Below are 24972 nucleotides of genomic sequence, written 5' to 3'. Positions count from 1 at the left end.
TTCCTCCTAAAGCGGCGTCTCCGCTTTGTTTCCCGCTATGTACAGAGCGGGCTTCGGCGGTTTTTTCATCCCTGTTCCGAGATAAAAGCTTGTGTGCGGCGGCTGGTTGTACGCGGTGTTCTGCCAAGCGATTCCCAGCCTGTAAACCGGATCGTGCATCAGTGTGTAAAAACGATGGCGGGTAAGGTGTGTTGTTGTATAGATAAGGAGCGCACTGCTGTCTTCGGTTCTCCAAATGACCTCTTCCCGCCAGTCTCCGAACAGGTTGGCCTGAAGAACCGGGTTTCCTTTTGTCCCGTTGTTGGACAGCACACCTTCTGGCTGAAAAATCGTTTTTAAACAGCGGTTTTCAGCATCCCACTTTTCAATCTTTGGTTTGCCGATCGTTCCATTCCAATCATGATCCAACAGCTCCCTGACCAAGTCCCCGTCCCACCAAATGGAGAAATTGGCGGAAGCAGGCGCTTTGTCGCTGATTTTTTCTCCTTTGCTCGTATAGAGCCCATATGACATTCCTTCATTGCCCGGCGGATCGATTCCCCAGACGAGCGCCCCCTTGTACCGAGGGTCAATGTGAGCCGCCATTCCTCTGCCGACATCTGTTCCGGCATGGACGCCCCATAACACCTCGCCTGTTCCGGCATCACGCAGCGACAACCCATACGGCTTGCTTGCGTCCTCATGAACCTGAAACACTTCAAGCCCTTTGCGTGACGGATCTAGATCGCCGACGTGCATGGCGTCTCCGTGTCCGAGTTCCGTCGTGTACAGACCGGTTCCGTCATGATCAACCGCCATGGCGCCGTAAATAATTTCATCCTTTCCATCGCCATCAACATCGGCAACGCTCAAGCTGTGGTTGCCCTGTCCCGCGTATGCTTCATGCCCCGGCTGATTGGAGTCAAACGTCCAGCGTTTTTTCAGCCTGCCGTTCCTGAAATCATAAGCGACCAATACCGTTCTCGTATAATAGCCCCGTGCCATCACCAGGCTCGGCCGCTCTCCATCTAAATAAGCGATTCCGGCGAGAAAGCGGTCCATCCGGTTGCCGTAGCCGTCTCCCCAATCCTCCAATTTGCCGCGAGGCGGTTCATAATCGACAGTCGTGAGCGCTTCACCGGTTTCCCCTTTAAACACTGTCAAATATTCCGGACCTGACAGGATTCGGCCCTGCTCATCCCTGAAATCGGCATGCGCTTCACCGATGATGTTTCCTTTGCCGTCTATTGTGCCGTCGGCTGTTTTCATAGCGATTTCTGCTTTTCCGTCACCGTCTAAGTCATAGACCATAAACTGCGTATAATGGGCGCCTGCTCTGATATTTCTGCCGAGGTTGATCCGCCACAGAGAAGTGCCATTCAGTTTATAGGCGTCAATGAGGACGTCTCCGGTATATCCGTCGTGGGCGTTATCTTTTGAGTTGGACGGGTCCCATTTCAGGATGATTTCATATTCTCCGTCCCCATCCACATCTCCGACGCTCGCATCATTGGCGCTGTAGGTATACGGTTTTCCGTCCGGCGTTACGCCGCCTTCGGGTTTGTTAAGCGGGAGCTCGAGAACGTTTTCCCGCCATACGGGAGCTTCTTTCGAAAGCCTTTCTTCCCGGCCTTTATAGACAGCCGCCACTTGATAGAGAGCGTCCCCCGTTCCCTTTTCATCCAGAAAATTGGTGCTATCCGCAATCGGTTTGCCAGTGATCCGATCTCCGTTCCGATAAATGTGAAAAGTAACAGTCTCATGATCGGTTCCGAGAAAACGCCAGCTCACAAATACGCCTTGCTCCGTTTTGACCGCGATCAGGCCTCTGGTCAGGTATTCCATCTGCCTCTTTTTTGGTTTCATTTTAAATGGGAACGGGCCGCACGCTTGGCCCGTTCCTTCCCCCCTTCTGTTAAGGCGTATACATATTCGGTTTAGGCTGTGCCGCCATGCCGTCTCCTAAAAAGAAGCTTGTATGCGGCGGCTGGTTATACGCGACATTTTGCCAGGCAATGCCGAGCCGGTACACAGGATCATGCATCAGCGTATACAGCCTGTGCTCGGTCGGGATTGTGGTGGTGTAGATGCGGAGCGCACTGCTGTCTTCAGTTCTCCACACAGCTTCCTCCCGCCAGTCACCGAGCAGATCAGCCTGAAGAGCCGGTGTTGCTTTTGTAGAGTTATTGGAGGCAGCACCTGATGCCGTCAGCAGGTTTTTAGAGACGCCGTTTTGATAATCCCATTTATCAATCCTGTTGCTGTCCAGCTGTTCCCGCAGCAGGTCACCGTCCCACCAGATGCCGAAATTGGTTGACGACGGCACACTGCTGCCGATTTTGGCGCCTTTCGATGTGTAAAGAGAACCGTTCGCCCAAACCTCCTGTCCCGGATAGCGCGGATCAATATCAGCAGCCATGCCCCGGCCTACATCCTTGCCGGCGTGGACACCCCAAATGATTTTTCCCGTTGCGGCGTCACGGAAGGATAAGCCGTATTGCGCGTTTTTGTCCTCATGAACCTGAAATACTTCAAGCCCCGGCCGGCTCGGATCAAGATCTCCGGCATGCAGCGCGTCTCCGTGGCCTAAGCCTGTCGAGTACATGCCTTTGCCGTCATGGTCAACCGCCATTGAGCCGAAGATAATTTCATCCTTGCCGTCTCCGTCCACATCTGCAATGCTTAAGTTGTGATTGCCCTGTCCGGCGAAAGCTTGATTACCCGACTTAGAGGAATCCAGCGTCCAGAGCTTTGACAGTTTTCCGTCTCTGAAGTTATACGCAACAAGCATGGTTTTGGCGTAATAGCCTCTGGTCATAATCAGGCTCGGACGCTGTCCGTCGAGATACGCAATGCCCGCAAGAAAACGATCGACCCGGTTGCCGTAGCTGTCGCCCCAATCTGATACATTGCCCCGTGCCGGTTCAAAGTTAGAAGTGACAAGCTCTTTTCCCGTTTCACCTTGAAAAACAGTCAGGTACTCAGGACCAGAAAGTACACGCCCCTGCTCATTTCTGTAATCGGCATTCGCATTTCCGATCACTTTTCCCGTGCCGTCTTTTGTTCCGTCAGCGGTTTTCATCGCCACTTCCGCTTTTCCGTCACCATCCAGGTCATACACCATAAACTGAGTGTAGTGTGCGCCCGCTCTGATGTTTTTGCCGAGACCGATTCGCCATAATCTTGTTCCGTCCAGCTTATACGCATCAATAAACACTTCACCCGTATAGCCGTCCTGTGAATTGTCCTTTGAATTGGACGGGTCCCATTTGAGGATCAGCTCATACTGCCCATCGCCATCCACATCGCCCGTACTGGCATCATTGGCACTGTAGGTATAGGCTTCGCCCTTTGGTGTCGTGCCGCCAGCCGGTTTATCCAGCGGAACGGAATGATACGGCTGTGCCCATACAGAGGCTTTTTCAGAAGCGGCCTGCTCGGTTCCGTTTACAACAGCCCGAATGGAATACGTTGAGCCCGCTGTTCCGTTTTTATCGATATAATTCGTGGATTTGACAGGCGAAGCATTCAGCTTTTGTCCGTCTCTGTACACATTAAACGTCACAGATGCGTTTTCTGTCCCAAGAAACCGCCAGCTGACAAAAATGCCGCCATCCGTTTTGACTGCCACAAGGCCCCGTTTCAGCGCTTCCATCTGCCGCGCCGCTCCTTCTGCTTTGACAGGAAACACAGAAGCCCCCATCATCAACAACACCAACAATGTGAGAGTGGTAAACATGCTTTTTCTTCGTCTAATCATCTGACAGCTCCTTATCGTTTATCTGTAAGCGCTTACTTAAATTGGATTTTATGCGCTTGAGGAGCTGTCTTCAATGTCACATTTTTGCATAAACGTTTTTGATTGGCTGCACTTTTTTGCCTGTTTGTCATTTTTTTGTTTATCCGGCCTGATGGCGGTGCTGCGCCTCTGTTTTTTGAAACCCTCTGAAAGCAAAAAACATCGACACGAGCCCAAATAAACTTGGGCCGTAAAATGGGATCAGGCCCGGAAGCGTATACAGCAAATAAAGCACAAATCCGCAGCCGATCAGCATGCAGCCGGTGGTCAGCGGCCGCATGGCGCCAAACAGCAGCGCTTGCGGAATATATTGGCGAAGCGGAAGCTCGTAATGCACATAAAGAGGAAACACATACATGAGCGCGACGGTATACAAAAGCCCCGCCAAGAGGGTGCAGCTCGTCACGGTAAAGGACAGCCAATCCGCACTTGCCGAAAAATAATAATAATTAGCCGACAAAATAAGCAAAAGGGCAAAAAACGCAAGTCCAATCGCATTGACCTTCAGAAACTCTTTTTTGTAAGTATCCAGAAATAACACAAATACCGGGACATCTTTTTGCCCCATCAGCCATTTCCGTATGACGGCACACATCGCGGCTGTGCTCGGCGCCCATCCGAAAAGAATGCCGCCCAAAAGTGTAAACAACAGCCACAGCCCGTTCAGCCACGCGATTTTCACAACCGCTTCACAGCCTGCATAAAGCGCATCCGTCACAGTCGTCTTCATCTTCTCACCGCTTGGTGCACAGACAAATCACGATAAGCGGCTTTCATCGGCGCCATTTGCCTCAGCCCGATTTTTCCTTTTGTTAACACAGGTCCGAATGTGCTTCCGTCATCCTGCCACTCCAGAATGGGCAGATCATTGATCGAAAAATGCACATACCCTTTATCCTTAATAAGCTTCATATGATACGGGGAATCAGCGTCGTCCGGAGAAGGCAGCGGATCAGCTCCCATTGCAGCGAGGTGGAAACCGCGGCTTTTTCTTACATTGCAGGTGCGGAACGCTCTTTCCTCCGGGTATTTTCTGCGGAAATACGACAGATGGAGCGCATTGATGTCTCCGGAATGGTATTCGGGGTACTTTCCTGTTCTTTTCTTGAGTCGCGGGTCAAATAAGTCCTCGCCTCCGATGCCGGCAGCTGCGAAAAACAGCATACACAGCCCCGGCTGCTCAATCGGGTAAAAATCCCACTTCACAATAATGCCGTCGGGAAATGTTTCCGGGCACCAATAAACAAAGTGCGCTTCGTCCTGTACATGTGACAGGTGCATACGGTAATCTTCGAATGAAACCTGCCCGCCTCCCTCCATCCGCCAGTCCTTCACATCGCTTGCTGAACGGAGCGGATTGCGGTACAGGCATGCGCCTTCTTTATACATGTTCTTTCCCCTCCCGGCTCACGAGATGGTGCTTCAGCGGCAAGCCGATTTCTTCGATGCCTTCAGCAACGAGCTTCGCAACCTCCATGGCCCCTTCTTCTGAAAAATGCGTATTATCCTCAATGCCATCTGGATAATTCGGATGTTCATTCGGCTGAAGCCACACGAACAAACGCTTTGACTCCTCCGGTCCGTATGCTTCATAAAGCGCCTTCGTTTTCGTTAACAAATCAATAACCGGCACATCAAGCTCCTTCGCTAACGCTTTCATCGCATCCGGATACTCACCGAGCGTGTGCTCAATCCTTCCGTTTTCATCAAAGCGGCGGCGCTGCACTGATGTAACGAACACAGGCTGCGCTCCTTTTTCTCGTGCTGTGTCCGCAAACAAAGTGAGATATTGCTGATACGTCGAGTACGGCTTCGTCCCCCACGGTTTCTGGTCATTGTGGCCGAATTGGATAAACAAATAATCGCCTTGTGATATACGCTCAGCAATCGCCCGAAGCCTTCCTTCCTCCACAAAAGAGTTGGTGCTTGCTCCCCCTTTGGCGTGATTGCGCACCTTCACCTGTTCGGTGAACAATTGACCAAAAACCTGCCCCCAGCCTGCCATCGGCGCTTCACGCGGCGGGCAGTCGCTTACGGTGGAATCTCCTGCTAAAAACACCTGAATCGGTTTTTCCATCACATGTCCTCTCCTTTCACGGCGTTTCCTGATACATTTGCCTGAAGACTCCCGGCGGCATGCCGACCTGCTTTTTAAAAATCCGGTTGAAATAATTGTGGCGATAGCCGACTTCTTCTGACACATCATGAATTTTTTTATTTGTATTTACCAGCAGTTCTTTTGCTTTTTCGATTCTGATGCGGGTCACATAATCAATAAAATTAACGCCCGTCACTTGTTTAAAGGCCTTGCTCAAGGTATAAGAATTCATGCCCAGCGCATCCGCGCAGCTTTCAAGAGAAAGATCCGCCATATACTGCTCATGAATCATCGCAATCACACGTTCTGCCACCTGTTTTTGCTGTCTGTTTTTCCTGCCTTCAAGTTTGGCGAGATACGGGGTGACAACCGCATCCATCAGCCAGGCAGCCGCTTGGACAGGCTCATGCAGCTCAGATATTTCGCGAAGCATATCCCTGTTGCCAAACAGCTCGCTCGGATGAAGGCCGGAATGCAGAATATCCTCCTGGATGCGGGAAAACAGCTGAATCAGCGCAGAATGCACTTGTCTGTCGCTGACCGCCTTTTCGGCCAGTTCATCCATACATAAGCGAATCAGCTCTTCTGCTTCCGCTTTTCTTTCCAGCCGAATGGCCTGAACGATTTGCTTTTCAAGTTCAAAAGGATAGCAGGGTGCGGATGGCTCAGCCTGAAAAACATCATCCTGCAAATCTATGATCTGATGGCAATTGGCAAAACACCTGCGGGATTTGCCGCTTTTCACATCCTTAAACAGAGATGGGATATCCATAATACGGGCCGATTGCCTGCTCATTGTTCCGGTCAGGCTTAGTCCCGTGACAGCACCAAATACGCGGGCCAGCTCTGAAACATACCCCTTCAGATCCGAGCCGCTCGTTTTCATCACAAGTACGGTGACGGAAAGGCGGCCAATATCAAGAATTGAAGGTTGAAAACGGCGGTTTGCCGCAAGCTCCTCATGTAAATTGATCAGTGTAAACACAGCAAGCTGTTCATCATCGGCATAAAACATACTCTTATCACCACGAAGCCCTGTCACCTGAAGATCAAGGACGTGAAATACGTGTTCCCCGATGTCCCAGCCCGCATCCTTCATCCGCGATCTGAGACTGTCCTCTGTGTCATAGTAAAAATCACCCTGAAGCAGATGCTGCAAAAAACTCTTTTTCATATGGGGCGTCTGCCGGAGCAGCTGCTCTTGAAGCTTTCGGCTCTCAAGGGAAAGATCATGCCATCTCTTTTCTATCCACTTAAATTCATCCTGGCCTGACGCCTGCCATGTTTTTTTCTCGCCGCCGGTAAACAGTCCGAGCAGATGCTGAATCGGGCGATAAATTTTCTTTGAAGCGTACCACGTCATGCACACAGCCAAGCCGATACAAATGACTAGCATCACAATAATCACCTTTGATAAAAACACCATCGGCGCTGTAATAGCTGAAAGAGGCGCCGCAGAAACAAAGGTCCACTTCTGATGCATTCGCTTCATTTCTCCATAGGAGACGGAATACACCGTGCCGTCCCAATCCATCTGAAAATGGCCTTTCTGGTGAGGCTGTTTTTTCACCTCATTCATTAAAGCATTTTCAAAATCCTTTTCTCCTCCATGGAAAAGCACCTCACGCTTTTGATCCAGAAGAAGCGCGCTGCCTTCAGGATAAGGAGACAAACTTTGCAGGAGCGCATCCATTTCTTTCGGATCTACCGTCAGCATGATCGCGCCAAACGGTTTCTCAGCCGCACCCGGAATGAGCTGAATCAGCGCGGCGTCTTTTCCCGATCGGCTCCAATAAATACTCCGATCGGAGTCGAGAAGCGAGCGGTATTTGTGAAGCGTATCCTGTTCTGTCAGCGCGCTGTATTCAGGGCTCAGCACAAGAGGCCGGGGGCTGTTCAGAAAGATAGAAGCCTGCTGAATCAGCGGCTGCTGGTCCCGCAATAGAAACAGCTTTTTCGTTAATTGATAGGAGAATGTAAAGTCTTTCTCCAAATCCTTTTCGGCCAATCCGTTCATCAGCGAGGAATCGTATGCCATTTGGGCAAGCGTCAGCTCAAGGTCTTCCAGCTTCTCATCCATCCGGCTGACTTCACGCGCCACCTGTGTTTCATGCGACTTTTGCAGCTCTTTCTCCACCTTATCGATAGACAAAAAGTAGATGGCCCCGCCTGTCAGCAGTCCGGGAATACAGGCAATCAGCAAAATGAAAACAAAGTTTCTTTTGAAATACGTTCCCTTCCAGTGTGAAACCCGTTCTTTCTGTTGAGGCTGTTTTTTCATCCCTTTCCCCCCGCCGCCGTCTTTACTGATACACGCGTTTTTTCGTTCTCAGCACATCAGCGAGAAATGTGAGTGCAAGCCCCTGTCCCCAGCCTTGTATTCGTTTGTAAGGCACTTGTTTGTATCCTTCCGCATTTTTCATGACGGCTGTGCCCGCGGATACTTTGCTGACCCGTCCGTCCTCTTCCACCGCATCCAAAATGGCGGCAAGTGATTTCTGCGCGTATTTTGTATAGAGCTTCCCGCTCGACAGCAAAGCAGAGGCAATGCCCGCCGATGCCGAAACCTCCAAATACGAATCCGGATCATCCAAAATGGTATGCCACAGCCCTGAATCGTCCTGCAGCCGGACAAGCGCGCTCAGCTGGTCTCTGAGCGATCCGTCAATGATCATAAAAGAAGGATGCGTCACCTCAATGAGCGGGAGCGCTTTTGCCATCGTGAGCGCAGCCCAGCCATTCGCCCGCCCCCAATAAATCCCCGACAGGTGGTTTTGCGCTTTGTTGTCCCAGGCATGGTAATACAGATTGGTTACGGGGTCCTGCAGCACGTCCTCATGTCCATGAAACTGGCGCAGGCCGTCCTCGAAGTAATCCTCACGCTCCATCACACGGCCGATTCTCAGCATAAACAGCCCCGCCATCATCAGCGTATCCGCCCATGCCTGCTCAGGAAACACATAATCCGCCGAGTTCACCGTATGCTGAAGAATACCTTCTCTAAAGCGCGGCGCATGATGAAGCACATATTCCGCCATCTCGCCAGCCGTTTCCAAATAGACGTGATCTCCCGTCACCTGATGCAGAAACAAAAGCGTATGGCCGATTGATACACCGTTGATCGACAGCGGCGGCAGCCCATCCTCAAGCTGTTCATCCACCCACGTTTTTAACAGTTTGATATACTCCTCGTTTTCCGTCGCTTCATACGCCTCCGCCACGCCGTAAAATGCGACGCCGCCTGGCCAATCCCACGCAAAATCCATTTGAAATGTCCGTTTCACGATTCGGTCAATCACGGATGTGACCTTTTCTTCATCAAAGATAAGCTGTGCCATCTGCAACACTCCTTTTTATTTTAATCCGGTCGTACTGATGCCCTGAACGATATATTTTTGAAACAGAAAGAATACGAGAATCACAGGCAGCAAAGAGACGGCCGACATGGCAAACATCGCGCCCCAGTTCGAAGCGGATTCCGTATCGAGGAAAAGCTTCAGCGCAAGTGAAACAGGATAAAGCTCCGGCTTATTCAAATATAAGAGCGGCTGAATCAGCTCCTCCCACTTCCAATAGAAAGAAAAAATCGCAGACGTCGCAAGCGCCGGTGCAATGAGCGGCAAAATGATCCGCCAAAAACAGGCAAAGCGCCCGCACCCGTCGATTCTCGCTGCTTCATCCAGCTCCTCAGGGATCGTCCGGATAAACTGGATCATCAGAAAGATAAAAAACGCATGCCCGAAAAATTGCGGAACGACAATCGGTTTAAAAGAATTCAGCCAGTCTAATTTCGCAAACATAATGTACTGCGGAATCATCAGCACTTCATGCGGCAGCATTAACGTCCCCATCATACAGGCGAACCAAAATGATTTTCCTTTAAACGGGATGCGCGCAAAGCCGTAGGCAATGACAGCCGATGACAGAACGGCGCCGATTGTAGACAGCCCGACAATGATCGCCGAGTTTTTAATAAAGGTCAGAAACGGCTGCCCCGCAATGCCCTTCCACCCTTCAGCATAGTTACTGAGAATAAAAGGATCTGGAATGAGAGAATGAGAGGTTGTGAAAATACTGGAGCTTTCTTTAAAAGAACTGACAAACAGCCAAATGACGGGATACAGCAATAACACCGCCAGTGACGCCGTAAAAACATGGAACAGAATGCGTTTTGGCTTGATGCGCCCGGCTTTTTTCCCTTCAAACACCGGGGCTTGCCTGACAGGCTGGTTGACCGGCTCCATCCGTTATTCCTCCTTTGATTCGTAGTGAACCCAATATGATGATGTTTTAAATAAAATCAGTGTAATCAGCCCGACAATGATAAGCATGATCCACGCCATCGCCGAGGCGTAGCCCATTTGAAAATAGTTAAACGCCCGCTGGAACAAATAGAGTGAATACAATAGCGTCCCGTCAAGCGGCCCGCCCTCGCCTTTTGAGATGATATAGGCCGGGGTAAAGGTCATAAAAGCAGAAATCGTCTGCATGACCAGGTTAAAGAAAATAATCGGCGTCAGCATCGGAAGCGTGATCCTAAAGAAGCGCTGCACGCGGTTTGCGCCGTCCACGCTGGCCGCCTCCAAATACGATGCCGGAATGTTTTTCAGCCCGGCCAGAAAAATCAGCATGGATGACCCGAATTGCCAGACGGACAGCAGAATCAGCGTCCATAACGCGCTTGTCGGGTCTTGGTACCAGAGAATTTTTTGATCAATCCCGACAAAAAACAGCAGCGCATTGATGACCCCGTCATTGCCGAAAATATTGCGCCACATAATGGCAACAGCCACACTTCCGCCGATGATCGAAGGCAGATAAAACAGCGTCCTGTAGATAGCCGTCCCCTTTGCCGCATTGTTTAAAATGACGGCAATAAAAAGCGCGAAGCCGAGGCGGAGCGGAACCCCAGCAAGCACGTACGTGAAAGTGACCTTCAGCGACTGCCAATACTTTTCGTCACCCGTAAACATTTCCTTATAGTTATCGAGCCCAATCCACTTCGGCGCCGTAAACAGGTCGTAGCTTGTAAACGACAGAAACAGGGACGCGCCCATCGGAATCACCGTAAAACAGAAGAAGCCGATAATAAACGGAGAAATAAAAGCATATCCCGCCAGATTGTCTTTTCTCATACTCCGGCTTATTTTCATTCTGTCAGCCCCATTTCCCGTCAATTATTCCTCTCTAAAATGTCATTGGCCTGCTTCCGGAATGTTTTGGCGGCTTTTTCCGGCGATACCTTCTGATACAGAATCTGATCAGACGTATCCTTCAGCAGCTTAATAACCTCCGCGCTTCCCACCGGCTCCGGCGGATCGGCTTTGCTGATATTTTTCGACGCGGCTTCCACATATTCCACAATGTTGGCCTCTTCCTCATTCAGCTCCGGTTTAATCGCATCTGCCACCTTGTCGGATACCGGAACGCCCCGCTCGCCTTTGATCAGCTGGTTCGCTTCTTTATTATTCACGAAGAAATCAATAAACTTCGCGGCCTCTTTTTTATGTTCTGAGCTTTTCGGAATAGAAAACAGCATACTCGGCTTCAGCGTCAGCGCTTTTTCCTTCATTTGCTGCGGCGGCAGATAGAGAGAAAGCGGCGAGTCTGTCAGCCGGGCAAAGCCTAAATATTGATTCGAGTAGTTCCATGTAATGGCTGATTTGCCTTTGACAATAAAGTCATCTTCCATCCCTTTAATTTGGGCGCTTTCGTCCGGTGTTGGCGATGTTTTTGCTTTGACCAGTCTCAGCTGCCGCTCAAAATAGTCAACAAACAGCTTGTCATCCTGATACGCAAGGCCCGTGCCGTCCTCTTTATAAAAACGCTCACCCTTCGTGCGCAAATAATACGGGAAGAAAATATCAGGCGGGTGCATTCCGTTAGATCCGTAAACGCCGGCTTTTTCCTGCAGCTCATACGCCAGCTTCTCATAATCCTTCCACGTCCAGTTTTCCTGCTGAATTGAAGCACCGGCTTTCTTCAGCAGATCATCATTGGCAATCACAGAAAGCACGTTGACCCCAAGTGTAAATCCGTAAAGCTTTCCGTCAATCTTTCCGCCGGACAGCATATTCTCATCGATTGAACTGACATCAATGGTTCCGTCCTTCATATATGGCGATAAATCCTCAAGCTGATTTTTCTTTCCGTATTGCGCCAAATATGCCGTATCCATTTGAATGACATCAGGCAGCTGGCCCGCGGCAGACATTGGCGCAAGCTTCTTCCAATAGTCATCCCAGTTCGCAAATTCCGCTTCAATATGGACGTGCGGATTCTTTTTCTCATATAATTCAATGACCTTTGTTGTATAGTCATGCCGCGGCTGTCCGCCCCACCATGCGATTCTGAGCGTAATGTCTTCCTTTTTCCCTGACGCTTCTTCACCCGCAGAACATCCGCTGAAAAACAAGACGCACACAAGTGACAGCAGCACGTAATAAACCTTCTTCACATCAATCCCCCCTTTAATGTAAGTGCTTACATTTTATTTTACAGGGTTGTAACGGGGCGAAACACTCAAAAAACAGTGGCGAAAGTTAAAAAAACAGAGATGGCTATCCTGCGGAAGCGCCTCCCTGTTTTCTTCTGAATTCTGACGGTGTCAGACCGGTATATTTTTTAAAGACGAGACTGAAATACTTCGGATTATCACCGAATCCGATCTCTTCCGCAATTTCTGATACACTCACATCCCGCCTCAGCTTCATCTGCTTCATCGCATGCTCAAGACGCACCCGCGTAACATATTGGGAAAACTTTTCGCCTGTCTCCTGCTTAAAGATTTTCCCCAAATAATCAGGGTTCATAAACAGCATATCTTTTGCTGCCCATTTCAGAGAGAGATTCGGATTGCCAAGCTCGTCGGCGACAAGCCTGGTGATTTTAGAAATCAATTCACTCCGCTTTTGGTCACCGGCCGTTTCAGTTGCTTCCCGGAACAGCTGTCCTGCGTCCTGCAGCTCCCCCGTCCGGCTGATGATTACCCGGCAGCCTGCAAAGCCGTCTGCCGCCTTTTTCTCCAGATCAGGCGTGCCCTCCTCCACGGCAAACACCGCACGTCCTCCGCTGCAGCAAAAAGCTGTCAGCGCGGAACCAAACGCCTCTCTGGCGGCAGAATCTTCAGGCTGAGTGTTCTCCGCGATGATAAGGCGAATCTTCTTTCCTGCAAGCGAAGGCGGTGGAGACAGATGGGTAACACCGGCAATCAATCCTTCCAGGTATTGATCAGCCGCAAAGGAACGGATATGATTCAGCTCATGTTTCAGGTGGGCGGCTTTCTTTTTCCGTACATCATGCAGCTTCAGCTCGGCGATGATTTCCTCTAATGAACGGATAATCTGCTGCTCATTACAGGGCTTCAGCAAATAATGCCTTACCCCGTATTTCATCGCTTCCTTCGCGTACTCAAACTCCCCAAAACCAGACAGGACGATAAATTGCACGGACGGGCAGACGGCTGACACCTTTTTGATCAGCTCAAGCCCGTCCATACCGGGCATTTTTACATCAGTGACGACGATATGCGGCTGCTTGTTTACGATCTTCTCATACGCTTCAATTCCGTTCTGCGCTTTGCCGACTAAAGAAGCGCCAAGCGTCTCCCACTCAATGATCCCTGCCATTCCGTCAAGAATGATCCTCTCATCATCAGCAAGCAGTATTTTGTACATCACACCACCTCATTTCGGCACGGTATTGTCAGCAAAATCGCTGTTCCCTTTCCTTTCTCACTTTGAATGCGTAAGCCATACGGCTCCCCGAACATCAGTCGGATGCGTTCATGAATATTCCAGAGCCCGATCCCTCTTCCGCCCGTTTTTTCAAGAATACGTTCGTCCATGCCGGGCCCATTATCTTCGACAGTAATACAGACGCAGTCCTCCGTTTTTTTCGCTTGAAGGCGGATAGCGCATGGCCGAGTAAAAGGCTCAAGCGCGTATTGAATCGCATTCTCCGCCAGCGGCTGGAGTGTCAGCTTCGGAATTCGGCAATGCTTCACCTCATCGGCGATGTCCAGTGTGAAGTTCAAGCGCTCCTCAAACCGGAACCGCTGAATCGTCATATAGTGAAGCACAATATCCGCCTCCTCCTGAAGGGTCACTGTATCTTCTTTGATATGAATGCTGTTTCGCAGGAGAAAACCGAGCGATTCCACCATTTGAGAAATTTGCTTCTGCTGATTCGCTTTCGCCAGCCAATTGATGGACTCAAGCGTGTTATACAAAAAATGCGGGTTGATCTGGGCTTGCAGCGCCTTCAACTCTGTTTCTTTAATAATAAGCTGCTTTTCCACATTTTCTTCCATCAGCTCATTGATCCGCTTCATCATCACGGTAAAATGGCGGTTCAGCGTTCCGGCCTCATCCTGTGTGTGTTCCGGCAGTGACAGCGACACGCCTGCCTCAATCCCGCCGTGCTGCACCGATTTCATTGCGGACACAAGCTGCTCGATCGGCTCTGTGATGCTGTTGGCAATCTTCCGCCCGAAAAGCAAAACCACACTGAAAAACAAAAGAAAACACGTACCGATCACCGTTTTCATAAAGGAAATTTTCGCGAACATCTGATCAAAGGGGATGACATTGTAGTAGCTCCAGTTTTGATAGGATGATTGAAGGAAAGAAATAAAATAACGTTTGCCATTCTTTTTTACCAAGTCATAACCAGGATGCCGCAGCGTCTGCTTTGTCATCTCAGGCGTAAGCACCGATGCATGTGCCGAATACACCAGATTGCCGTCCTTGTCTGCGATCATCATGTCTCCGACCGAATCGCCCCAATCCTTCGGCAAGTCACGAATCATCTGTTTCACATTCACTTGAATCAGCACCATTCCCAAGCCATTTAAACTCAGCTGATGAAACGATCTGATTTGCCGCGCTGAAATCAGGACAGGATCTGAATTGCCCAAGGTCATCCAAAGATTCCTGCCTTTTTGCGCTTTCGCCCGTTCAAATACCTCTTCCTGCTGCTGTTTCATAAGGTCCGATGAACTGCTTCCGGCGGAATACTCTGAGCCGCGGGCATCAATCAAATGAATCGAATCAATGTACTTTTCATCGCTGGCATATTGCGCAAGCTGATCCCACAGCTCCTGCTTCATTTGATACTGGTCATACGTATCATCACGGTTTTGCATGCTGAGAATGCGCTGAATTTGTTCATCGGTAATGATTTCATACGATACATCTTCAATTTTCTTCAGCTCGTCTTCAATCCGTTCAGAAGACATCCGCAGGACCTCCGAGGATTTGCGGTAAATCTGCTCATCATAGACATGAAAAGCGTACTGCACCCCGCTGTATACAAACAGAAAGGACACGGCCATGATCAATGACAGAAACACAAACAGCTTATCCTTAATCTTCATCCGCCTGTACCAGTCCGCGACTCTTTCTTTCATGCCGCCTTTTCTTTCTCCTGGCGCTGATCTATTGACATAAATGCTGTAAAGGACAGCTTCGTTAACAACAAGCTCAGCGCGCTGCCGCTGAAAAACAGCAAAAACGTCACATGAAACAGCACTAGAAACAACATTCCGACCGCACCCGCTGCCATCATCAGCGTCACCAATGGCCGGCTGAAGGCAATCAAAAAGCTGATGCTCAGCACCTGTCTGAGCTTTACATCAAAATGAGAAAAGACCGGAAACACATATAACAGCACAAACACGAAAATCAATCCGATGCTCATAAACACATTCACCAGCACAGGCTGATTCATCTGAGCGGCAATCCGTATATCCGCAAACAAAAACAAGCCGGCCGTCACAAGAATGAGCCCCAACAGCTGAGCTGCACTCCACTCCTTCTTAAACGTCCGGATAAACACAGAAAACACCGGGACATCCGTGTTCCCCTTCGCCCACTCTCTCGCCACTGAAAACATCGCGGCCGTAGCAGGCATCAACCCAAACACGACGAGCCCGGCAAGAGAAAACAAGATCCACAGCACATTTACATAAGCCAGTCTCATCACCCATGTACAAAAACGATTCAGCCCATTTGTCAGGCTATGTATCATCGACATCACCTTCCCACTACAGAAAACGCTTTCATTGTAAAGTAATATGTATTTCTCCACTCGAAAGAAAATTCCTGCCGCCCCGTAAAAAATTCGACATCATTTGAGACGGCACATGTCTTACCTTCTCCTGATTTGCCTTTTCAGCAGCCGGAACACCGTCTCGATCAAGTACCCGGCAAACGCTCCGACTATCACATGAATCCCAAGCATGCCCAGCGCCATGCCATCCCAGCCGCCGACAAAAAAGATGCTGCACCAAATTGTGATCACACCGAGAACAAGCAGCCCACCCAATATCCATTCCGGCCATTTATTTTGCGGCATCCTCAACCGCAGAAAAATGGAGACACAAGCGGAAATACAAGCCGTCGCAATGGCCATCACATAAAAAAAGATCATCCGCCCTGTCCTCCCTTTTCAAAAAGGCAAAAAAGCCCCCTAAAAAGGACGCTTATTCTGACTTGTTCAGTTCTTTCTCAAACAAATGAAACCCCGAGGCATCTGATCCCTTGAATTCATATCCCATTCGCCGGTAGAAGGAATGCAAGGCGTCGTTATCAGCAACACAATCAAGACGGATCCGCTTCTTCCCCGGATACTCAACACCTGTCTCCGTCCATGTGAGAATCTCGGCCCCAAGCCCATTCCCCGCAAACCGGCGGCTGACCGCCAGACGATGCAAATAAATGGACTCTTCGTGTCCCTCGTCTCCCCAAAGCGTTCTGTCCCACTCGCTCGGCTCAGGTAGAAGCATCACTACACCAGCCAGCTCTTGATCTTTCTGGAACACAAACACATGTCCGCTTTCAATTGAGCCAACAATATCATGTGAGTCATGCCCCTCCAGCAGCCCGCTCCATTGATCAGAGCCCTGGTTCCGCAGCCATTCAGCCGTACGGACGAGCAGTCCCGTTATTTGCTCTGCATCCTCACGATCTGCCAGGCCGGCGTAAAAATCATTTGCGACAGTTTCTTTCGTAATCTTAAAAGATGTCATAAAGGCCCCCCGATCAAAACTAAACTTACATGCATACCTTCATTATAATGCAAGCAAACGACAAAAAAACAGAATATTTTGTCTGTATGTAAAAGGACGCATGAAGGGAGCCCCCGCTGCCTGTTAAAAGAGTTTCTTCTTATCCCGTTCTTCTTTTAAAATCTCAACCGCTTCCCTGAAGCGCATAGAATGCACAATTTCACGTTCACGCAAAAACCGCAGAGAATCGTTCAAATCAGGATCATCCGAAATATCAATCAGCCACTGATACGTCGCACGCGCTTTTTCTTCTGCTGCGATATCTTCATACAAATCCGCAATCGGATCGCCTTTCGCCTGAATATAGCTTGCCGTAAAAGGCACCCCCGCCGCATTGTGATAAAAAAGCGCGCCGTCATGATTCGCGTAATGATCGCCAAGCCCGGCTTCACGCAGCTGCTCCGGCGTCGCATCTTTCGTCAGCTTATACACCATCGTCGCAATCATTTCCAGATGAGCAAACTCCTCCGTGCCGATATCTGTTAAAAGGCCGATGACCTTATCAGGAATGGTATAACGCTGGTTCAAATACCGGAGAGCCGCGGCCAGCTCGCCGTCCGCTCCGCCATATTGCTCAATCAAATACTTTGCCAGCGTCGGATTGCACGTACTGACCTTGACGGGATATTGCAGCTTCTTTTCATACACCCACATTCAAGCATTCCTCCTTATACTTGCCACGGCCATGGCCCTCGATTCCAATCCCAATCCTCACCCGCGGGACTGTTGCCGTACTGCAAAAGCGGTCCGTAAGATGATTCGAACTGTCTTTTTAAGTGCCTCGAATAACCGGAATATTGATTAAATTGCTTCAGCGCGTCTTCATCATCAGGATGTGTATCTAAATACAGACTCAGCTCAACAAGCACAAAATCTGCTGCTTGAATCTGCTCAAGCTGGCGGTAATATTCCGCATCAACCTTTTTTGTCATGTGTGTCTCCCCCTCGATAAGGATTTTCATAAAAATCATAGAGATCCTTCCAAAGGGTGCCTTTCCTTAAAGCCTCCATCGGTGAAAACTGCTCCATATGCTCAGGCTGAAAGGTCATATAGAGGTTAGGCGGCGTTCTGTAATATTTCTTCCCTATGGGCGGACAGGGATCAAAACGGCTGTGAAAGGGCGTGTATGATTTAACAGGTGTAAACGGCTGCATATCCTTCATTCTGGCTCCTCCTTTCTCAAAAACAATGACCTTAATAGGTATGAGGCAGGAAGCGTCATTATGACAAAAATCTTAATAAGGAAGCTTGATTTGTTTTTCTATACCTGCGATTCGGAGAGGTCCCAAAAGCGTTAAACGTGTTAATTGATTCGCCATAAAGAAAGGACTGTACTTCATGCCGCTCTCCAGCCAGGAACAAATCACCCCGATATGCGCGGAGGTGATATAGCTGACCAGTATCTCTTTCGGAATTTGAAGCTGTTTCTCAGATTCTTCAATGGATGAAAGCAATTCCTCGTAAATTCGTTTCTGAACGAATTCCGCCATCAGACTTCTGAATTGAGGAAGCCCTCTGTCACTCAGCATCACTTGAAAGTACTCGGCGTGTTCATGGATGTACTCAAAGAGCCTCACAAATGAAACAGGCGGATGATCCTCATCCATACTGACCGGCTCCACCGGCGTCTCAGGCTTAACCTGCCGGATCAAATCATCGAGAACCTCCGTCATGCTTTGAAACAGAAAATCCTGTTTATCCCGATAGTGCAAATAAAAAGTGCCGCGGGTCAGATCCGCTTTTTCAGTAATTTCCTGAATCGTAATCGAATTGGCTTCTTTTTCTTTCAGCAGTGCGATCAAAGCGTCTCTTAGATATTTGTTTGTTCTTTTGACTCTCGGATCTACTTTATGCTTTTTAGACATTTTTTACCTCCTTGTCTAACTTTTATTTTCTTCTGGACAAATCATCAGCTGATGTCTTCTTCTAAACGTTTGCACGTTCTCTGTTTATTGACCTTTTCCCAAAATCTACTGTACCATGAACTTACATCTTGTACATGATGTAAAGTAATAAACACGATGTTCATTACCTGTTGAAACGAAGCTTCGTGACGTAAAATGAGTGCACTCCATCTGATCTACACCAGCCATGATAAAGAGAGGAGCCTTTGACATGAATGGAAAAATCGCATTAGAAGAGCACTGGGAATCTCCTGATTTTCCGGCAACGGGAAGTCACAATTTTACTGACGATGAATATTTCAGCGCTGTCCAAAAACGATTGCAGGAATTCGAAAAACGGATTGAAGACATGGATAAAAACGGCATCCAAACGTCGATTCTCTCATTAACCCAGCCGGGGATTGAAGGAATCACCGATCCTGACAGAGCTGTGAAACTCGCAAAGCAAATGAACGATCACGCTGCGGAATTCTTCGTTTCCACACATCCAGACCGTTTTAAAGCATTTGCGGCGGTTCCGCTTCAAGATCCTGAAGAAGCCGCGAAGGAGCTGGAGCGGGCAGTAAACGAACTCGGTTTTGTCGGCGCCTTGGTCAACGGCTACAGTAATATCGGGGACGAAAATACCGCTCAATATTTAGACGAGCCACAGGTACGCCCTTTCTGGGAGAAAGCTGCACAGCTTCAGGTTCCCGTCTATCTGCATCCGCGTATCCCGCTGCCAAATCAGCAGCGTATCTATGAAGGCTACGAAGGCCTCCTCGGCTCAGCGTGGGGCTTTGGGGTTGAAACAGCAACACACGCCATCCGCCTGATTCTGAGCGGCCTGTTTGACGAATACCCTGATTTGACCGTAATTCTCGGACACCTAGGCGAGGGTCTGCCGTTTACGCTGCCGCGCGTCGAGCACAGACTGCGCCATCAGCGCCCTGAGACCCACGGAAACCATAAAAAAGCGCCGACTGAATATCTCCGCAAAAACTTTTATCTCACAACAAGCGGCGTATTCAGAACACAGGCATTAATTGATACATTGTTAGAGGTCGGCTCTGACCGCATCTTATTCTCGGTGGACTATCCGTATGAAACGATGGAAGAAATCTCTTTCTGGTTTGACCAGTGTCCAATCAGTGAAACAGACCGATTCAAAATCGGCACCGAAAACGCGGCCAGCCTTTTTAAACTCAATAGATAAAAAGAAGACCTTCGGCAGAGCCGAAGGTCTTTCTGGATTATTCAGTCCAAAATGAGATCAGCGCCTCCAGTACGAAGCGTGATCAACCGCAAACTCATCCAGCGAGCGGGGCTCTTTTCCCGTCACACGCTTCACTGTATCCGTCACCCGGTGTTCGGCACCATGGCGGATCGCTTCTTCTAATTCCGCCATAAAGCGGGCGTAATCCGCAGGCAAACCTGCTGTTTCCATCCTGTTTTGCAGTTCGGAAGAAGAAATGCTGACATGCGTCACCGGACGTCCCGCCGCGGCTCCGATGATCTCCGCCGCTTCAGCGTAGCTCAGCGCCTCAGGTCCCGTCAGAATATGATGAGTATTATGAGGCACACTGTCAATCAAAGCACGCACTCCTGTTTCCGCAATATCATCAGCATCAATAAAACCAAGTTTCCCTTCACCCGCCGCCGTGATGATTTGCCCTTCAGTTTGAATGGACATGCGATGCTGGACATTGATGAAGTTTTGCATGAAGTATGACGGCCGCAGCACCGCCCATTCCGGAAACCCGCGTACTGCACGATGCAATGCCCCAAACACAGGACCATCCTCAGAAACAGCGGACGCGCTGAGCATCACCACACGTTCAGCACCGAGCCGCTTTGCTTCCTTTAAAAAGGGAAGCACATAAGGAGACGGATCAAACACACCAACCGGCGCAACGAGGTAAATCCGTTTCACCCGCTCCAATGCAGGCGTAAAGCTGGACTCATCCTTCCAATCAAAATATACATACTCCGCATTGCTAATCTCGCCCTTTTTCCTGCTCGCGATGCGAACGCTGTAACCCTGCTCAATTAACCGTTTAGCAATCCGGCTCCCTGTTGTGCCGGTTCCTCCCGTAATCAGAATCTGATCGTGACTCATCATTTTTCATCCTCCTCTGTTTGTACAAATGTTTCTTCAAACGTCTCATTTACGACAAGCGGATTCCAATAATCCTTATAATGCAAAATGCTGCCGTCCTTCGTTTCAATCACACTGATATAGGTTTGCCGGTAAGGCAGCCCAGTCGCGATCGAATAGCCTTCACATTGAAACTCCGCAATGATCGTGTTTGTATCAGCCGAGCGATACACTGTCGGAGCAGTAAAAGCAGAAATATGAATGTTATCAGGAAAATCCTTAATATAATCGTAAATGGCCGCCTTCCCTTCAATTCTTTCCGGAAATCCCTCTGGCGCATAGGGAAACTCCAATACGGCATGTTCATCCCACAGCTCTGTCCAGCGCTCCATATCCTTTTCAAGCATATATTGCATAAATTGATTCAGTGTGTCACATGCTTTTTCGTATTCCGTCATCATCATGGATCATCACCTCGTTCATTTTAGACCATTCAGTCCGAAAACTGCATCAAAGGGCAAAGCACCCTTTATCAAAAAAAGTTAATCAAGTACAGATAAACTCACTTCAACATAATCCTGAAGCTGGTTAAAATCAGCAGAAACCTTAGCGATAAACGTCAGAGACAGCCGGCTCTGGTTTAAATAACGGGCAAGTGCCGCTATATCAAGATGCTCCTTCAATTCTCCTTCAGCCTGTGCCCTTCTCAGCGCCTGATAAAAGGCCGTCTCAAGCTGTTTCGTCTGTCCTTCAAAGTACCGGGCAAGGTCCGAATCATGCGGGATTTGTTCAATAGCGCTGTTGATGATAAAACACGCCTTTGAACGTTCAGGATCTTTCAGGACATTCACACCCTCCTGAAAAATATCACGAATGGCGTCCTTGACAGAGCCCGGTGCCTCAAGCCTTTCCACAACAGCCGCGTTTTTCCCCTCAAGATACGTTTTCACAGCGGACAAAAACAGATCCCGCTTCGTTCCATACGTATCGTACAAACTCTGGCGCGCAATGCCTAAATGAGAGAGCAGCTCCTGAAGAGACGTGCCTTCGTAGCCATACTCTCCAAAAACCTCTATCGCTCTACGCAAAACAAGCGCGGTATCGAATTCTTTATTCCTACCCAAACGAATATCACCTCCTGCAAGAAGATATTACCTTTTCCAGACTGAACAGTCAAGAAAAACAAAAACAAAAAAAACACCCTTGATCAGCAAGAGTGTCCGTTCTCCACGCTTTTTATTTATGACCGTCTTTTCCCCAATGCCCCATTTGGTGGTGATGGTGCCCGTAATTTCCGTCCTCATGATGGCCATAATTTCCATCCTGATGTCCGTAATTTCCATCCTGATGATGTCCGTAATTTCCATCCTGATGATGTCCGTAATTTCCATCCTGATGATGTCCGTAATTTCCATCAGGGTAATGGTGGTGATGTCCATCATTATCATAGTGCATTCCGTAGCTCGGATAACTCATTGAGCTCGGATAGCCTCCGCTTGGGTAGCCGCCGAATCCTCCAGACATGCCATAACCCGGATAGCCTGCGCCTCCATAACCTGGATGGCCCATCCCCGTATACATGCCATGGCCCGGATAGCCCGCGCCTCCGTACATGCCGAATCCCGGATAGCCTGCACCATAGCCTGGGTAAGCACCAAAACCGGGTCCGCAGCAGAAGTGTCTTGTATCAGTCATATCCAATCTCTCCTTCACATAGGTTACAGTCCAGCGTATGAGAAGAGCTTACAGATCGTATAGACACCTGCCTATAAACGGATAAAACAATTTCCCGGACAATAAAAAAAGCAGACCATGACAGTCTGCTCCTTTTTTATTCACCAAGATCTACGTTATGATACACCTGCTGAACGTCTTCCAAGTCCTCTAACGCGTCAATCAGCTTTTCGAACTGTTCTTTCGCGTCCTCAGGAAGTGTCACTTCACTTTGCGCAAGCATGGTCAGCTCCGCTACCGTAAATTCCTCAACGCCCGCGTTTTTAAATGCCTCCTGCACTGCATGGAATTGATCCGGCTCCGCATAGACGATCACGCTGTCATCCTCTTCTAAAATATCGCGGACATCCACATCCGCTTCCATGAGAATTTCAAGCGCTTCATCAGCCGTTTTGCCTTCCACACCAATAACAGCCGTTGCGTCAAACATGTAAGCAACAGATCCACTCACACCCATGTTTCCGCCATTTTTTCCGAACGCCGCACGCACTTCCGGCGCCGTACGGTTCACATTATTCGTCAGCGCATCAACGATAATCATTGATCCGTTCGTCCCGAAGCCCTCATAACGAAGCTCATCATAATTTTCTTCCGCTCCGCCCTTCGCCTTCTCGATCGCACGTTCAATGATATTTTTCGGCACGCTGTAAGTCTTCGCGCGCTCAAGCACAACCTTCAGCGCCTGATTGGATTCCGGATCAGGCTCGCCCTGCTTCGCCGCCACATAAATCTCACGGCCAAACTTTGCGTAAACCCGACTCGTATTTGCGTCCTTAGACGCCTTCTTCTCTTTAATATTGTTCCACTTACGGCCCATGATGTTCCACTCTCTTTCATATATATCAATCTAAATACTGTTATTCACTTTAACCATTATACCTCAAATGCTTTGGTTGTTTCGAGTGTCTTGCGTTAGAAATAGAAGGAATGCGATAGTTTAAAAGTACGAGACGACACAAACTTCCAATAAAGCAAGAAAAAAAGCCCTAGCTAAGGGCTTTCTTATCCTGATCAGTCATGTCATTGTGAGGAGAATGATCGATATACGTCGTGTTTCGATCCGTTGATTCCTTAACACCGCCGGAGTTTGTCAAGAAATGAAAAGACAGGCTGCCGCCAAATATAAGTGTTACACCAAGACATACCATCACTTTTTTCTTAATATTCATATAGACACTCCCCTTTTTGAATATCTTCTTGTGCTTGCAGCACTTTTCGGTAAAGCACAGCAGCATCTTCAAAATGACAGCGGCTATCAAATACAGATGCCGCACTTCGGGCACATGCTTCCACATAGGCGTGCAGATTCTTTTCTTCAAAGCAGCTCAATACATCATGAATCCTGTCTTCATCCATAACATCTTTGTACACCGCCTGTAAGAACGTATACAATTCTTTATAGTATTTATGGTGAAGCGTATTTGGATATTTTTTGATATGTTCTAAACCTTCATCTATAAACTGAAACGCCTGCTGTTTTTGTCCAGCTTTACATAATGTCCAGCTTAACCCAAACAAGACTTTCGGCAGCAAGTCAGGGACCGTTTCTCTGCTTACTTTCGCCGCTTTTTGGAAGTGCTCAATTGCCAAATCATATCTTCCTGACCTGTCATAACTGTTGGCGATGTTCAATAAAGAGATGCCAATGAACCTGTCGTTTTGAATGTCCATTGCCAGCTCCAACGCCTTTCTTAAATGCGGGAGCGCTTTATCATAACATCTGAAGTCATCATAATTTCCCGCTACGATAAACATGCTTTGTATTCTTCTCATGCTGTATAACGGATGATCTTGATAAATGTCTAAGGCTTGAAGGATATGATGCATCGACACATGAGTTTGTTTCATATTGTAGTATGCTTCTGCCACTTTAAAATGAAATTCCGCTTTCTCGATTTCATCTGTTACAAACGGAAGCTCCTTCTCCGCCTCACGGTAATATCCAATCGCTTCAACATATTCTTTCTGATCAAATTCATACATGCCGCGGAAAAACAAAGAGTAGTATTTCAAAAGACCTGTGAGTTTTTTCTGAGGGGCTTCAATCGTTTCTAAAAGCTCTGTCACTGTAGGGCGATTCCCGTATGTTTGTCCCGGCTCCAAATAATCCAGCATCAGCTGGTGCCGAAAACACATCAGAGAATAATAGATCAGCAAATCCTGATCCTCTTCCATCTGCTGAATGTCCTGCTCCACTTCCGCTTTCAGCACCTCAGCATCCGGAACACTGAACTGTCGAATCATCTTGTACCATTCATTAATCTTAACACCAACACGCGAAGATGGTATCGCTTGCTTCACTCGCTTCCCTC

The 24972-nt window shown here is 48.7% G+C and carries 27 protein-coding genes; 1 reads left to right on the top strand and 26 read right to left on the bottom strand.

The features are described 5' to 3' along the window. Nucleotides 1–6: 6 nt before the first annotated feature. The 19 genes from WA325_RS17410 to WA325_RS17320 form a co-directional block, all read right to left on the bottom strand. A complete protein-coding gene (locus tag WA325_RS17410; protein WP_202853021.1) occupies nt 7–1845 on the bottom strand; it encodes a rhamnogalacturonan lyase in 1839 nt (612 codons plus the stop codon). Nucleotides 1846–1894: 49 nt separating this feature from the next. Beyond that, nucleotides 1895–3739: a rhamnogalacturonan lyase gene (locus WA325_RS17405; protein ID WP_202853022.1), complete on the bottom strand. Its 1845-nt coding sequence runs from the start codon at nt 3737–3739 to the stop codon at nt 1895–1897. A gap of 139 nt (nt 3740–3878) precedes the next feature. Next, nucleotides 3879–4508, bottom strand: coding sequence for a YesL family protein (locus tag WA325_RS17400; protein ID WP_227599296.1), 630 nt, complete (start codon nt 4506–4508; stop codon nt 3879–3881). After that, complete coding sequence (locus WA325_RS17395) at nt 4505–5167, bottom strand: YesU family protein (RefSeq protein WP_202853024.1); 663 nt, start codon at nt 5165–5167, stop codon at nt 4505–4507. Before WA325_RS17395 ends, WA325_RS17400 begins: the two co-directional genes overlap by 4 nt. Continuing rightward, nucleotides 5160–5858, bottom strand: a complete 699-nt coding sequence (locus tag WA325_RS17390) for a rhamnogalacturonan acetylesterase (protein WP_336184005.1) — start codon at nt 5856–5858, stop codon at nt 5160–5162. The genes WA325_RS17395 and WA325_RS17390 overlap by 8 nt, the downstream gene beginning before the upstream one ends. Nucleotides 5859–5871: 13 nt before the next feature. Then, nucleotides 5872–8157, bottom strand: a complete 2286-nt coding sequence (locus tag WA325_RS17385; protein WP_336184004.1) for an AraC family transcriptional regulator — start codon at nt 8155–8157, stop codon at nt 5872–5874. Nucleotides 8158–8179: 22 nt separating this feature from the next. Then, on the bottom strand, nt 8180–9214 hold the full coding sequence (yesR, locus tag WA325_RS17380) for a rhamnogalacturonyl hydrolase YesR (RefSeq protein ID WP_322012971.1): 1035 nt from the start codon (nt 9212–9214) through the stop codon (nt 8180–8182). A gap of 15 nt (nt 9215–9229) precedes the next feature. Next, nucleotides 9230–10120 carry a carbohydrate ABC transporter permease gene (locus WA325_RS17375; RefSeq protein ID WP_336184003.1) on the bottom strand — a complete coding sequence of 297 codons (891 nt, stop codon included), beginning with the start codon at nt 10118–10120 and terminating at the stop codon, nt 9230–9232. A gap of 3 nt (nt 10121–10123) precedes the next feature. After that, nucleotides 10124–11053: a carbohydrate ABC transporter permease gene (locus WA325_RS17370; RefSeq protein ID WP_038954162.1), complete on the bottom strand. Its 930-nt coding sequence runs from the start codon at nt 11051–11053 to the stop codon at nt 10124–10126. Further along, on the bottom strand, nt 11050–12333 hold the full coding sequence (locus WA325_RS17365; RefSeq protein WP_336184002.1) for an ABC transporter substrate-binding protein: 1284 nt from the start codon (nt 12331–12333) through the stop codon (nt 11050–11052). Before WA325_RS17365 ends, WA325_RS17370 begins: the two co-directional genes overlap by 4 nt. Before the next feature lie 103 nt (nt 12334–12436). Then, nucleotides 12437–13552: a response regulator transcription factor gene (locus tag WA325_RS17360; RefSeq protein ID WP_336184001.1), complete on the bottom strand. Its 1116-nt coding sequence runs from the start codon at nt 13550–13552 to the stop codon at nt 12437–12439. Continuing rightward, nucleotides 13552–15285, bottom strand: a complete 1734-nt coding sequence (locus tag WA325_RS17355; RefSeq protein ID WP_336184000.1) for a cache domain-containing sensor histidine kinase — start codon at nt 15283–15285, stop codon at nt 13552–13554. The genes WA325_RS17360 and WA325_RS17355 overlap by 1 nt, the downstream gene beginning before the upstream one ends. Then, a complete protein-coding gene (locus WA325_RS17350) occupies nt 15282–15911 on the bottom strand; it encodes a YesL family protein (protein ID WP_202853030.1) in 630 nt (209 codons plus the stop codon). Before WA325_RS17350 ends, WA325_RS17355 begins: the two co-directional genes overlap by 4 nt. Nucleotides 15912–16025: 114 nt before the next feature. Then, entirely contained in the window at nt 16026–16307 is a 282-nt protein-coding gene (locus tag WA325_RS17345; protein ID WP_044163495.1) for a YesK-like family protein, read from the bottom strand. A 52-nt stretch (nt 16308–16359) separates the two neighbouring features. After that, nucleotides 16360–16905 carry a GNAT family N-acetyltransferase gene (locus tag WA325_RS17340; protein ID WP_336183999.1) on the bottom strand — a complete coding sequence of 182 codons (546 nt, stop codon included), beginning with the start codon at nt 16903–16905 and terminating at the stop codon, nt 16360–16362. 123 nt (nt 16906–17028) lie between these two features. Further along, a complete protein-coding gene (cotJC, locus tag WA325_RS17335) occupies nt 17029–17598 on the bottom strand; it encodes a spore coat protein CotJC (protein ID WP_024120490.1) in 570 nt (189 codons plus the stop codon). A 14-nt stretch (nt 17599–17612) separates the two neighbouring features. After that, complete coding sequence (cotJB, locus tag WA325_RS17330) at nt 17613–17876, bottom strand: spore coat protein CotJB (protein WP_024120489.1); 264 nt, start codon at nt 17874–17876, stop codon at nt 17613–17615. Beyond that, complete coding sequence (gene cotJA, locus WA325_RS17325; protein ID WP_024120488.1) at nt 17860–18108, bottom strand: spore coat-associated protein CotJA; 249 nt, start codon at nt 18106–18108, stop codon at nt 17860–17862. Before cotJA ends, cotJB begins: the two co-directional genes overlap by 17 nt. 72 nt (nt 18109–18180) lie before the next feature. Next, nucleotides 18181–18810 (bottom strand): TetR/AcrR family transcriptional regulator, encoded by a 630-nt coding sequence (locus WA325_RS17320; RefSeq protein ID WP_248338647.1) that lies wholly within the window; start codon nt 18808–18810, stop codon nt 18181–18183. A gap of 250 nt (nt 18811–19060) precedes the next feature. Here WA325_RS17320 and WA325_RS17315 point away from each other — a divergent pair, with 250 nt between their 5' ends. Next, nucleotides 19061–20044, top strand: a complete 984-nt coding sequence (locus tag WA325_RS17315) for an amidohydrolase family protein (RefSeq protein ID WP_105991298.1) — start codon at nt 19061–19063, stop codon at nt 20042–20044. 57 nt (nt 20045–20101) lie between these two features. On the opposite strand, the gene WA325_RS17310 is transcribed toward WA325_RS17315, so the two are convergent. The 7 genes from WA325_RS17310 to WA325_RS17280 form a co-directional block, all read right to left on the bottom strand. Next, nucleotides 20102–20950 (bottom strand): NmrA family NAD(P)-binding protein, encoded by an 849-nt coding sequence (locus tag WA325_RS17310; protein WP_442895289.1) that lies wholly within the window; start codon nt 20948–20950, stop codon nt 20102–20104. After that, on the bottom strand, nt 20947–21390 hold the full coding sequence (locus tag WA325_RS17305; RefSeq protein WP_105991296.1) for a nuclear transport factor 2 family protein: 444 nt from the start codon (nt 21388–21390) through the stop codon (nt 20947–20949). Before WA325_RS17305 ends, WA325_RS17310 begins: the two co-directional genes overlap by 4 nt. Before the next feature lie 78 nt (nt 21391–21468). Next, entirely contained in the window at nt 21469–22050 is a 582-nt protein-coding gene (locus tag WA325_RS17300) for a TetR/AcrR family transcriptional regulator (RefSeq protein WP_336183998.1), read from the bottom strand. A gap of 112 nt (nt 22051–22162) precedes the next feature. Next, on the bottom strand, nt 22163–22621 hold the full coding sequence (locus WA325_RS17295) for a spore coat protein (protein ID WP_336183997.1): 459 nt from the start codon (nt 22619–22621) through the stop codon (nt 22163–22165). 136 nt (nt 22622–22757) lie between these two features. Continuing rightward, nucleotides 22758–23477 (bottom strand): YebC/PmpR family DNA-binding transcriptional regulator, encoded by a 720-nt coding sequence (locus WA325_RS17290; protein WP_336183996.1) that lies wholly within the window; start codon nt 23475–23477, stop codon nt 22758–22760. A gap of 169 nt (nt 23478–23646) precedes the next feature. Continuing rightward, nucleotides 23647–23829 (bottom strand): phosphatase RapH inhibitor, encoded by a 183-nt coding sequence (locus WA325_RS17285; RefSeq protein WP_105991293.1) that lies wholly within the window; start codon nt 23827–23829, stop codon nt 23647–23649. Further along, nucleotides 23819–24961 carry a Rap family tetratricopeptide repeat protein gene (locus tag WA325_RS17280; RefSeq protein WP_336183995.1) on the bottom strand — a complete coding sequence of 381 codons (1143 nt, stop codon included), beginning with the start codon at nt 24959–24961 and terminating at the stop codon, nt 23819–23821. Before WA325_RS17280 ends, WA325_RS17285 begins: the two co-directional genes overlap by 11 nt. Nucleotides 24962–24972: the final 11 nt, after the last annotated feature.

The organism is Bacillus sp. 205(2023), assembly GCF_037027485.1.
Taxonomy (GTDB): Bacteria; Bacillota; Bacilli; order Bacillales; family Bacillaceae; genus Bacillus; species Bacillus halotolerans.
Note: the sequence above shows the minus strand (reverse complement) of the source record. Positions and strands in the feature narration are given on the sequence as shown.